The sequence below is a fragment of the Eximiradius proteiniborus genome (assembly GCF_058546985.1).
The window spans coordinates 571,725-583,457 of record NZ_CM178592.1; the positions used below are offsets into that span (position 1 = coordinate 571,725).

Genomic DNA, 11,733 nt, shown 5'->3' on the forward strand with positions numbered 1-11,733 from the left:
TTAATTCACTATTATCTGTCATACTTGTTTGAATAGTAGTTCATTCCAATAACTGACAGAATACTGAGAATTAAAAAAGGGTACCAGATTACACTTGGATTGTGAATTTGCCATAGGTGATTTGTAAGTTCTGCTGCATTCATTCCAGTTACTTCTTGTGCTTTGGTGAAAGCATCTTGTAGTTGAATACCTTTTATTCCTTTATTTTCTAGCAGAATTTTAGCAAAGTATGCTTTTTCTGCATGATGTTTATACAGCCAACCTCCAATAAGTCCTCCTCCTGCAAGTCCAATTGCCCAAGAAATATTCATTATACCTAAATATAATGATTTATTTGTTTTAGGTGCAATGTTTGCAATATATTCTGGGAATTTCGGATTAACAGTTAATTCCCCAAGTGTATAGCATACAACTCCAAACACCAAAAATATGCCGCTTTGAGAATACCCTGCAACAAATAATCCCATCCCAGCAAATAATATCCCAAAAGTTAAAGTACGAGTGATTTTAATTTTATTTGTAATCCTTGCCATTACGAGCACTAACAGCACAACAAGCCCTGAATTTAAATTATATATCCATTCATATGCTATCATCCGACCACGAACAGTTTCTGAGGTCATAAAATCAGGTAGGTATTTGGCAATTGATGAAGTATCAGACCAGTCAAAAATATAATTAGGCAATGTTTCATAAAATTGCATATATGTTATTGTAAAGCCCGACATTATTAGAATAAAAAAGATAATTTTAGGCGTCATTATAACTTGAAACAATTCTTTGAATATTTGTTTATTTCTTATTATTTCAGAATAATTATACTTAATGAAAGATAACAATATAAGGTTCAAAGAAAAAATTATAGCTGAACCAAAGAAAACTGCTTGCCAGGAAATATTTTTCAGATATATCGATAATATTGGTCCAGCAAATACTGACAAATTAACAAGAAAGATATATATACCCCAACCTAATGATGTATTTCTTCCTTCTATTTCTTTTGCAATCCAACCTTGTATTGCTGGTTTGTAAGAACCAAGCCCAAAACCTAATACAAGTGTTCCAAATAAAAACAGTAGAAACTCTCTTTGCGTTGCTAATAGACAATATCCAATTATTATCACAATCGAGGAAATAAAGAGCGAACGCTTTTGTCCAATTTTATCTGATACTGCACCCCAAAATACAGGAGTTAAATTTTGAACTAATGCCCACCAGAAAAAAATGAGTCCTTTTGTAGTTTGAGCAAAATGAAGTCCACCAGGCACATCTTTTTGAGCAATGTAGATAGGTATTTGTATTATTGTTATCCAGTAGGCGAGCCGCTCTATCATTTGAACAGCGTTTAATAGCCAAAACTTGATGCTATAATTATTTTTCATTTTTATCTTTTGCGATTAAAATAATTGCAAGTTACTGCATTTGAGAAAGAAAATCAAAAATGATTGAATAAGGAATAATAATTGGAAATATTTTTTGTTTTATTTTATAAGTTAAATATTAATTGTTAATTTTACTTTTGAATTATTTTTTATAATGATAATATATGAACGAACTGTTCGAACAACAGAACGATCAAAAAAAATCACCGCCACCATTAGCTGAGCGTTTGCGTCCCAAATCCATAGAGCATTTCTATGGTCAAGAGCATATAATTGGCAATTTTGGTAGTTTGAGAAAATTGATTGAGAACAAGGAAATCGCTTCTGTGATTTTTTGGGGTCCACCTGGAAGCGGAAAAACAACTCTTGCTCGACTTATTTCCCAATATTATGAAGCTGATTTCATTAGAATTTCTGCTGTCGAATCAGGAGTGAAAGATATTCGGGCTGTTATAGAAAAGGCTAAAATTAATCAAAAGCACGGGAAGCCTACCGTTTTATTTATTGATGAAATTCATAGATTTGATAAAAATCAACAGGATGCTCTTCTTCACGCAGTAGAAACCGGATTAATTACTCTAATTGGTGCTACTACTGAAAATCCTTCTTTTGAAGTCAATTCAGCTTTGCTTAGTCGTTGCAATGTTTACCATCTGAAAGAACTTGATGATGATGCATTAGAAAAAATATTAGACAGAGCCATATATGAAGACGAAATATTGAAACAGTATGATTTTAAATTTGCTGATAAAAAACTTCTTTTGAAAGTTGCAGGAGGTGACGCACGAAATCTACTCAATATATTAGAACTAATAGTCAAATCCAATAAAAGTTCTAAGACAATTATTGTTGATAAGCAAAACATAGAACTCGTAATAAGTAAAAAAATACCTAAGTACGACAAAAATGGAGAAAATCATTACGATACAATTTCTGCGTTTATAAAATCATTGCGAGGTTCGGATCCTGATGCAGCAATTTTTTGGTTGGCAAAAATGCTTGATGCAGGCGAAGATCCAAAGTTTATCGCAAGAAGAATGGTTGTATTTGCCAGCGAGGATATAGGCAACGCTGACCCGTTTGCACTTACTCTTGCAATAAGCGTCTTCGATGCTGTCAATCTTATTGGGTTACCTGAGTGTAGAATAAACTTGGCTCAGGGTGCTACTTATCTGGCATCAGCTCCAAAATCAAATGCTTCATATATTGCTATCAATAAAGCGCTCCAATTAATAAAAAGTGGAGTAAATACATCTGTTCCGCTTCATCTGCGGAATGCACCTACAAAATTGATGAAACAAGAGGGCTATTCTCTTAATTATAAATATCCTCACGATTTCGAAAATCATTTTGTCGAAGAAAATTATTTCCCCGACACAGATACATTTCAAGTGTTTTATTATCCTACTGAACAGGGAAGAGAAAAATTAATCAAAGAACGACTCGAAAAATTGTGGAAAAAACGTTATAACAAATGAGACTAAAAGAACACATCGATAAAGTCAGTTGGTCTGTTGCTGATAAATTTTTGTTCGTTATTTACGGAATTGTTACAATTGTTCAGTTCAACGCAATGAAGCCCGAAGAAATGGGGCTGTTTGCTTTATTAATTACAATATTCAACTGGATTTTTATTATTAGCGATTCATTTGCTCTGCAAAATTTGATACAATTTGGTCAGAGAAAACACGACAGAGGATTTATTAATTTTGTTGTTAGTTCTTTTCATATTACAATTACGTTAGGTGCATCATTATTAATGCTTCTTTTTGGAAATCCATTAAGTGTATTTTTTAATGAACCCAGGTTAATTGAAGTATTTGAATTTTTAATAATATTGACATTTTTTAATATTCCACGGACGTATGCAATAAAAATATTCTATCGTGATACTAATATGCGGCGTTTGTTTTTTACAAATGCTATGTATTTCGGAGTAATGACCTTTGCTACTTTATCTGTCGTTTTTTATAAGAGATTTCTTACTTTCAATGAACTTGTTTATATCTATTTAATTGGAACTCTCATTAGTTCTTTAGTAGCTTTATTTTATATTAAAAATGAATTAACTTTCAGACTCAAAGGACAAACTCGGCTAAAAGAAATAATTAACTTTTCAGTTCCATATACTCTAACCAGTGCTATTCACCTTGCACCACGTCAATTAGATGTTTATCTTATTCAATATTTTTTCCAAACTAAAATTGTAGGAATATATTTTCTTGCTAAAAATTTATTCAGAGCATTTGAGGAAATTGTAAATGCAGCAAATGGACTGATTTATCCTGCAGCTGTCCGTCAAATTGCTAAAAACGACTTTAATTCTTTATTTGATATGGCAACAAAAGCTTTGTCGTATATCTTATTTTTTAATATGTTTACGATTATTTTGTTGAATTTAGGTCTGACTGATTTATTTATTAAATGGTTTTTGCCTGAAAAATATTACTTAGCTATTCCTTTTTTTAATTTGCTTTCATTTGTAGCGATTGGTTTGCCTTTTACAATACTTGGTTCTGTTTTGATTGCTTTCAATCAGCCCACTAAAACAATGAAAATTATGTCTATTTCACTAGTATTTTGGCTTCTTAGTTTTATCGTAGTTGGGATTATTAACCGGCCATTGTTAATACCAGTTCCTCATATTATATATTTTTTCATTCTTTCCTTATTACTATTTTTAGAGACAAACAAGCATATCAATATCAGTTTTAAAGATATTTTGAGATTTATCCCTGATGTTTTCAATATAGTGATTAACTTGTTGAAAACTCGTAAATAATTACCAATATAGAGGTAAATATGTTTGCTAAAATTCTACGATATTTCAATTTAGAGCACGAATTAGATGATTTTGATACACTACATAGAAATATTGAAGCCGAAAGTATTTTCCGAGGCACAAATCTCTGGATATTAATGTTTGCCATACTTGTTGCTTCTGTTGGTTTGAATATGAATTCTACTGCGGTCATTATTGGTGCGATGCTTATCTCACCATTGATGGGACCTATAAATGGAATGGGATATAGTGTAGCGACTTATAATTTTGAGTTATTAAGGAAGTCGGTAAAACATTTTACTTTTGCAGTTATCGTTAGTCTTGTTACTTCAACAACGTATTTTGCAATAAGCCCGGTGTCATCTCCACAATCAGAATTATTGGCAAGGACAAGCCCAACAATCTACGATGTCTTTATAGCTCTTTTTGGAGGGATGGCCGGAATAATTGCTGCAAGTAGTAAAAAGAAAGGCAATGTTATTCCTGGTGTTGCTATTGCCACTGCATTGATGCCGCCACTTTGTACGGCTGGTTATGGTCTGGCAACTTTTCAGCCAAAATTCTTTTTTGGGGCTATCTATCTTTTTACAATTAATACCGTTTTCATTGCTATTTCATCTGTTCTCGTGTCTCAAATATTAAAATTCCCAATTCGAACATTAATTAACGAAAAACAAAAGAAAAAAATTAATCAGGCTATTTGGGTAGTGATTTCTATAACTATTCTACCAAGCATTTATTTTGGTTATAACTTAGTAGAAAATGAGAGATTTTTACAAAATGCTTCTAAATTTATAAGTAGCATAAGCATTGTAGATGGTAGTTATTTGCTCCGAAGCAATGTTGATGCTTCAAAAAAAACAATTGTACTTACTTATGTAGGTAGTTCTGTTACTGACGAAAAGAAAAAAATTATTCATAATAATTTGAAAAATTTCGAACTTGAGAAAGCCCAAATTGAGATAAAACAAGGTTTTTCTTTAGACGAAATCAGCTCAAGTATTAATGAAATGAACAAATATCAAGTTGAAATTAATAAACTTAAAGCTTTGCTTTCAGAAAAAGAAAAAAATATAGACTCTCTTGTTAAAATTAATGAAATTGGTTCTCATATTATTAAAGAAATGAATGTTTTATTCCCAGAAATTAAAACAATCTCGTTTTCTCAAAATTATTTTTTCAACTTTGATGGCTCAAAATCTAAGCATAATTTATTTATTATTAGAACTGACAATGAAAGAAAGACTAAAAGCGAGCTTCATAATATAGAGAAGTGGATAAAAATTCGAACTCAAAAAGATAGTATACAGGTTATCGTAGTACCTGATTGATATTAATAATGTTATGATAAAACTTTATATTTTATTAGTTTTGTATTTTATTTATTTACTAAATAATGAGTGAAAATGTCCAATAACAAGCAAAAAAATAAAATTCATTGTTCCTTTTGTGGGACACCTGCATATTTAGTCAAAACTATTATCGAAGGGCAGGATGGTGTGTTTATTTGTGATGAGTGCGTCCGAACATCTATGCAAATTGTTCGCAAAAACGAATTAGATTTTTATTCAACAAATGAACAAGAACTACCTAAACCCTCTGAAATTAAATCAAAACTCGACGAATATGTTATTGGGCAAGAGTATGCTAAACGTGTACTTTCTGTTGCTGTATATAATCATTACAAAAGACTTAAAATTAATTTAGATGAATTTGATAGTGAAGTAGAGCTTGAAAAAAGTAATATTCTTCTGATTGGTCCAACAGGAACAGGTAAAACATTACTTGCTCGAACGTTAGCAAAGATACTCAATGTTCCATTTGCAATGGCTGATGCTACTACAATTACTGAAGCCGGATATGTTGGAGATGATGTTGAAACTGTTCTGCTAAATTTAGTTCAAAACGCTGATTATAATATCAAAGCAGCAGAAAGAGGTATTATCTATATTGATGAAATTGATAAAATTGCTCGAAAAAGTGAATCTACAAGTATTACTCGTGATGTAAGTGGGGAAGGGGTGCAACAAGCTTTGCTGAAAATTCTTGAAGGCACCCGCGCAGGTATTCCACCCAAAGGTGGTCGCAAGCACCCTGAACAATCGTTAATTTATCTTGATACTCGAAATATCTTATTCATTTGTGGTGGTGCTTTTGAAGGAATTGAAAAAATTATTGCTCGTAGAATGCAAAAGCAAACACTCGGTTTTCTCGCAGAGGCAACTGAAAAGGTTGAAGAAAAATTAGACTTGATAAAACATACTGAGCCAGAAGACTTGGTGAAATTTGGCTTTATTCCGGAGCTTACTGGCAGGCTGCCAATAATTGCTCCGCTTGAAGAGTTGTCAGATGAAGCAATGATGAATATCTTAACGGAACCTAAAAATGCAATAATAAAACAATATAAAAAGCTTCTGGCTATGGATAATGTTGAACTTGAATTTACAGATGATGCTTTAAAAAGTATCGTGAAACTTGCTCGTGAAAGAAAAACCGGTGCACGCGCTTTGCGAGGAATTATTGAAGAAATTATGTTACCAATTATGTTTGAAATTCCAAACCAAAAGAACATTAAAAAAGTAGTGATCAATGAGGAAGTAGTTTTAAAAAAATCTTTTGCCGAAATAATTTCTAAGAAATCAAAAATTGCATAATAAAAATAAAAAGATTTTTTATTAAACGAGGATTTGCTTTGTGTCAGCAAATCCTCGTTTTTTAAGTGAATGAATAATATATTTATAAAATAAAATCTATTCCAATTTTGTAAGTTTTGTTCATTAGTGGTGGAACTGTTTTGAATGGCCAATTCATCTTGTCTTTGTAAAGTTCATAAAATCCATAAGAGATGCCATTTTTGAGGAAAAAATGTATGACTGGTGCAAAACTGGGGGAACTATCAAGTACTTCATCTACGAAGTTGTTGGATAATTCCTGAGCTATAGTTTCAATAATAAAAGATCCCAAATCCTTCCAGAACAAATGACGTGGGAAAGTCATAGTTTGTTCATATTCAGCAGAAATTGCAACACCGTTAATGATAAATAACTTTATCCCACCAGCAAAACCACGACCATATCTTAATTGTTTGCCAAAAATTTTAGTTGAATTAATTGAAACGCTGTCAGCAATATTGTTATCAAATGATAAACTATTCCAATTAATTCCCGAAGTATGGTATAGCACTAAATGTGAATTTCCTCCTAAATTCCAACCATAACCGTCAGCATTATTCAAACCAAGCTTAATATGTCGTAAGTCCATATAATTATTACTATTATCGTTTTCCTTGTAATCTAATTTGTTTTCAGCAAAACTAAATGATAAATAATCATTATCATATTCAACGACATTTGAAGTAACTCTGTGTAAATCAGTTGAACCAAGTTTGATGTCAATTATTCCATTATTATTAATTTTCGATGAAAATGAATTTCTTTCATAAAAATGATTGCTTATCCCATAATTTACATTTATCGTTGGAGAATTATTATAGAAATTTAATCTAAGTTTTTTCGATGGTTTATATTGTTTAAATCTTAATGCAGAAGTGAAGATGTCTATGATTGGGTTATTCCCATTATCATCCTCAAAAAAGTCGTTCTCTTCCAAAACATTTGTTGTGTCATTACTTGGCAAATTCTCTGTTTGAAAAGCAAAGCCATTTGTGTAAATGCACATTGATAAAACGATAAGCAATAGTAGTTTTCCTCTCATATGTATTTCCTTTTTATTATAAAATAACGATTCATAAATATCTTTACGAGAAATAGAAAAAATTGTTTCATATCCAAAGATTAGATGAAATATACTTATTTCTTTTTAGATTAAATTAAAATCGATGAAAAATAATTAATTTCTAATTAATTTAATTGTTAAAATATGTATCATATTAAGTAGTCTAAAAAACATATTGATATGTATAATATTAAGTTTTAGCGATTGAATAATTGATTAATTTTTTTTTAATATTTATTTTGTTTAATAAATTAAAAATATTTATATTTGAAACAAGAAGTTATTTTCCATTCACTATTATGGAGTTATTATGAAAAAATTATTTTCTATTCTTTCAGTAGTAGCATTTGTATTATTTATGACTGCTTGCGAAGGTCCGGAAGGACCTGCAGGTCCACAAGGTCCAGCTGGCAAGGATGGCAAAGATGCAAGCGTTGCTTGTGCAGTTTGCCATTCTGACAATGCCACTGCAACAAATCTTGCATTTGCTCAATTCAACTATTCGTTACACAAAACAGGCGAAACTTATGCTTACACAGCTGGACGTGCTGGTTGTGGTGATTGCCATAATGGAGATGGTTTCCGTAAGATGACCGCCTCAAAAACTTGGGGCCAGACTGGTATCACTTCTATTGACTGCAAAACCTGTCATAACATTCACAAGAATCTCGACGAAACTGATTATGCTTTAAGAGTTACCGAACCATTTACATTGATTTACAAAGGTTCTGCTGCTGATGGAAATGTTGATTTCAAAACAGGTAATCTCTGCGCTACTTGCCATCAAGCTCGTTCTTATTCGAGAAATAGTCCAGATTTCGATACATTAACAGCTGCAAGCTCAACTGCTATGTATTCGAGATTTGGTCCACACTACGGAACAGTAGCAAATGTATTTGCTGGTAAAGGCTTGAATTTGATTGATGGTCCAGAAACATATCCAACAGGAAATCCTCATAGTGTTCTTGCAAAAGGCTGCGTTAGCTGCCATATGGGTAGCAATCCAACTGCACCTGCTGCTGGTGGACACTCATTTAAGATGACTGTTGCTCAAATGAGTACTATTGAATCTTGCAAGAGCTGCCATCCATCAGGTATTCCTACAACCAAAACTAATGAAATTAAAACTTTGCTTGCTGAATACCGTCAATTACTTATTGACAAAGGATTGTTGATAGCTACTGCTGGTAACCCTGGTGATGCAGACTATAATGTCCTTGGTGAATATGCAAAACTCGAAGCTGCCGGACAAAGAAGAGTTATTCCTCGTTCCGATGGTGATGTGTTATTAAATTATCTCTATATCGCAAAAGATCGTTCCAATGGTGCTCACAACCCTGCATTCACACTTGCAATATTGAAAAACGGCTTAGATTACTTGAAGAAATAGTATCCCATTGTATTTCGAGGCTGCAAAGTATTTTGCAGCCTTTAATTTTATAAGTTATTATTTTAATCTTGGTTATATTTTAAATTATTTTTCATTCTACATTTTGTGCAATTTAAAGAGATGTTTATGAATAGATTAGTGATAACAATTTTATTGTTGTTTATAATATTTGATGTAGCGAATGCCCGACCGCAATATTCCATATTGCAATCGTTCGGCACAAAATGTCAAAATTGCCACGTTGCACCCAATATGGGGTTGCAACGCAATATGTCCGGTTGGATGTCGTTCAGCGATATTGCGTTAATTAAACCCGAAGGTCTGGGAATTAATCCAGTATACGATGCTATAAGGGAAAACAATACTCCTTTTACTGATAATGTAATGTTCGGACTTGATTTCCGTTATCAATCTGCTCGGTGGCCTACCACAAAAAATAAAATTGTGGTTTACGACAACTTATTTGACCCAAATGTTAAGGATACCATTCACTATACTGATCCTTATGGAACCAAAAGAGATAATATGTTGATGATATTGACCCCTTATTTAACGATTACACCAATTGACGGAGTTATTTTAGAAGGCTCTTACAATTTAGCTTACGAAATTGAGAATAAAAAACGTTATCCCGGTCAGACTCCATATACTGCTAGTATTATACTTCATCCATTTGAAAAATTTCCATCTTTGCGTATTGGAATGGTGCAAGCAACAATTGGGACAGACTGGGACGATCATACCGTTATGACTCGTCAAGTAGTTACAAAGACTCAGACGCCTCCAACAATTCCTTGTGATTACTTTGAGTTGGGAGCTATACTTGACTATGAGCCATTTGAATGGGCAGATGTGTCGTTAGGTGTATTCGATTCAAAAAATCTTTCAGAAATGACCAATGGCTTTGTAAAAGACAATACGTTGTCAGGACTCGCAAAAGTTACTTTGCATCCACCTGACTTTGGAACTGGACTGACTTCTTTTCTTGGTGCCACACATTTCTTCAATAGCACGCTTAAAATGGACGATGGCTTATATTTTGGGAATCATTATCTAACAACTTCGAGTATTTTCTTTCATTTTGGCGTTCCCGGGAAATTTGCAGTAATGACAGAATATATGAGAACAGAATTGTCGCAGCGAAGAATAACTAATAATTTTACTGTTGAATTTAATTATCAGGTAATTGAACCTGCTTATGCTTATCTTCGTTTTGAACGTGGCAATACAGAAATGAAAACTTCAGGCAATCCAAAATATCATGCTAATAGATATACTTTAGGAGCTAAAATATTCCTTTTACCTTACATAGCGTTGATTCCTGAATACAAAATTTTTAACCGTGAGCACGTTGATAAGTATAATTCTCAATTCGCTTTTCAATTACATATTTTCTATTAGGAGGTGACAGCAATGGGAATGAATAATGATAGAAGAGAATTTTTGATAAAATCGGCAAAAATTGCGGGAATAAGTTTGTGCGGTTGTGTTTTAAGTTCAATTATTGCGGCTTGCGACAATGATGGTGAGACAGTTGCACCACCAGAGCAACCAAAACCAGAAAATTATCCAGTTCTGAAAATTTCTGACTATCCCACGTTAAGCAGTGTTGGTGGAATGATAATGGTTATTGTTCGAGATAAAAACAACAAACCGGTTAATAATGGTAATCCATTAATCATTTTCAGAATTGAACAAAATAAATTTGTTGTTCTTGATTCAATTTGCAGACATGCTGGTGCACAAGTTGTCTTGCCATCTTCACCGGGAGGAGATATATTTTGTCCAGCTCATAGCGCCAAATTTTCTTCTTCTGATGGTTTGTTAAAAGATAAAGGAACTGCCTCCGGTGATGTTCCTCCTTTATTAAAGTATAATTCTGTATTCGATCCAATTGAAAATACTCTAACAATTGCAATATAAAAATGAAACTAATTTATTATTAATTCGTTAAGTTATATAAATAACTATTTCTCAAAAGGAGGTCATATGAAAATCAAACATTTATTCTTAGCATTGGCAGCAATCGCATTTATCGCTGTTGCATCATTTAATGTTTCTGTAAACGCACAAGAAGCAAAAGATGGTAAAACAATTTTTACAGAACAGAAATGCGATATGTGCCATTCTGTAAATTCACTTGGTATTGCTTCTAAGAAAAAATCAGGTGCAATTGATTTATCTAATGCATCAGTTGAAGGAGATGCTGAATTTTTTGCAAAATATCTGAAAAAAGAAACAGATTTAAAAGGCAAAAAGCATCCAGCACAGTTTAAAGGTGGTGACGAAGAATTAAGAATATTATCTGAATGGCTCACTACTCTAAAAAGTGAATAATATTTCCAGCGTAGGTAGCAAGCAATTGCTACCTACCTTTTTTCAATATGTTGAACAAGAGATAATATAAGATGTTTAAATATTTACCGATTTTATTTGCTTTCCTC

General features: G+C 32.5%; 10 protein-coding genes. 8 read left to right on the forward strand and 2 right to left on the reverse strand.

Going from position 1 to position 11,733, the window contains the following annotated elements; all coding sequences use genetic code 11:
• Positions 1–11: 11 nt before the first annotated feature.
• Positions 12–1,382, reverse strand: a complete 1,371-nt coding sequence (locus tag ACY2LT_RS02405; protein ID WP_491816123.1) for an MFS transporter — start codon at positions 1,380–1,382, stop codon at positions 12–14.
• 164 nt (positions 1,383–1,546) lie between these two features.
• Here ACY2LT_RS02405 and ACY2LT_RS02410 point away from each other — a divergent pair, with 164 nt between their 5' ends.
• The 4 genes from ACY2LT_RS02410 (at position 1,547) to clpX (ending at position 6,818) form a co-directional block, all read left to right on the forward strand.
• Complete coding sequence (locus ACY2LT_RS02410) at positions 1,547–2,860, forward strand: replication-associated recombination protein A (RefSeq protein ID WP_491816124.1); 1,314 nt, start codon at positions 1,547–1,549, stop codon at positions 2,858–2,860.
• Positions 2,857–4,164, forward strand: a complete 1,308-nt coding sequence (locus ACY2LT_RS02415) for an oligosaccharide flippase family protein (protein ID WP_491816125.1) — start codon at positions 2,857–2,859, stop codon at positions 4,162–4,164. The genes ACY2LT_RS02410 and ACY2LT_RS02415 overlap by 4 nt, the downstream gene beginning before the upstream one ends.
• Positions 4,165–4,184: 20 nt before the next feature.
• Positions 4,185–5,495: a DUF389 domain-containing protein gene (locus tag ACY2LT_RS02420; RefSeq protein ID WP_491816126.1), complete on the forward strand. Its 1,311-nt coding sequence runs from the start codon at positions 4,185–4,187 to the stop codon at positions 5,493–5,495.
• 75 nt (positions 5,496–5,570) lie between these two features.
• On the forward strand, positions 5,571–6,818 hold the full coding sequence (clpX, locus tag ACY2LT_RS02425; RefSeq protein WP_491816128.1) for an ATP-dependent Clp protease ATP-binding subunit ClpX: 1,248 nt from the start codon (positions 5,571–5,573) through the stop codon (positions 6,816–6,818).
• An 82-nt stretch (positions 6,819–6,900) separates the two neighbouring features.
• Here clpX and ACY2LT_RS02430 read toward each other — a convergent pair whose 3' ends face one another.
• Positions 6,901–7,878 (reverse strand): hypothetical protein, encoded by a 978-nt coding sequence (locus ACY2LT_RS02430; protein ID WP_491816129.1) that lies wholly within the window; start codon positions 7,876–7,878, stop codon positions 6,901–6,903.
• Between the two features lie 331 nt (positions 7,879–8,209).
• Here ACY2LT_RS02430 and ACY2LT_RS02435 point away from each other — a divergent pair, with 331 nt between their 5' ends.
• The 4 genes from ACY2LT_RS02435 to ACY2LT_RS02450 all read left to right on the forward strand — a co-directional run bounded on the left by ACY2LT_RS02435 (position 8,210) and on the right by ACY2LT_RS02450 (position 11,626).
• On the forward strand, positions 8,210–9,289 hold the full coding sequence (locus ACY2LT_RS02435) for a hypothetical protein (RefSeq protein ID WP_491816131.1): 1,080 nt from the start codon (positions 8,210–8,212) through the stop codon (positions 9,287–9,289).
• A gap of 126 nt (positions 9,290–9,415) precedes the next feature.
• Positions 9,416–10,690, forward strand: a complete 1,275-nt coding sequence (locus tag ACY2LT_RS02440) for a hypothetical protein (protein WP_491816132.1) — start codon at positions 9,416–9,418, stop codon at positions 10,688–10,690.
• A gap of 12 nt (positions 10,691–10,702) precedes the next feature.
• Positions 10,703–11,212 carry a Rieske (2Fe-2S) protein gene (locus tag ACY2LT_RS02445; RefSeq protein ID WP_491816134.1) on the forward strand — a complete coding sequence of 170 codons (510 nt, stop codon included), beginning with the start codon at positions 10,703–10,705 and terminating at the stop codon, positions 11,210–11,212.
• A gap of 66 nt (positions 11,213–11,278) precedes the next feature.
• Positions 11,279–11,626 (forward strand): c-type cytochrome, encoded by a 348-nt coding sequence (locus tag ACY2LT_RS02450; protein WP_491816135.1) that lies wholly within the window; start codon positions 11,279–11,281, stop codon positions 11,624–11,626.
• Positions 11,627–11,733 lie beyond the last annotated feature (107 nt).

Bases quoted from the DNA above. Each gene is read 5' to 3' on its own strand.
- ACY2LT_RS02405 (WP_491816123.1), bottom strand. From the start codon at position 1,382: ATGAAAAATAATTATAGCATCAAGTTTTGGCTATTAAACGCTGTTCAA.
- ACY2LT_RS02410 (WP_491816124.1), top strand. From the start codon at position 1,547: ATGAACGAACTGTTCGAACAACAGAACGATCAAAAAAAATCACCGCCA.
- ACY2LT_RS02415 (WP_491816125.1), top strand. From the start codon at position 2,857: ATGAGACTAAAAGAACACATCGATAAAGTCAGTTGGTCTGTTGCTGAT.
- ACY2LT_RS02420 (WP_491816126.1), top strand. From the start codon at position 4,185: ATGTTTGCTAAAATTCTACGATATTTCAATTTAGAGCACGAATTAGAT.
- clpX (WP_491816128.1), top strand. From the start codon at position 5,571: ATGTCCAATAACAAGCAAAAAAATAAAATTCATTGTTCCTTTTGTGGG.
- ACY2LT_RS02430 (WP_491816129.1), bottom strand. From the start codon at position 7,878: ATGAGAGGAAAACTACTATTGCTTATCGTTTTATCAATGTGCATTTAC.
- ACY2LT_RS02435 (WP_491816131.1), top strand. From the start codon at position 8,210: ATGAAAAAATTATTTTCTATTCTTTCAGTAGTAGCATTTGTATTATTT.
- ACY2LT_RS02440 (WP_491816132.1), top strand. From the start codon at position 9,416: ATGAATAGATTAGTGATAACAATTTTATTGTTGTTTATAATATTTGAT.
- ACY2LT_RS02445 (WP_491816134.1), top strand. From the start codon at position 10,703: ATGGGAATGAATAATGATAGAAGAGAATTTTTGATAAAATCGGCAAAA.
- ACY2LT_RS02450 (WP_491816135.1), top strand. From the start codon at position 11,279: ATGAAAATCAAACATTTATTCTTAGCATTGGCAGCAATCGCATTTATC.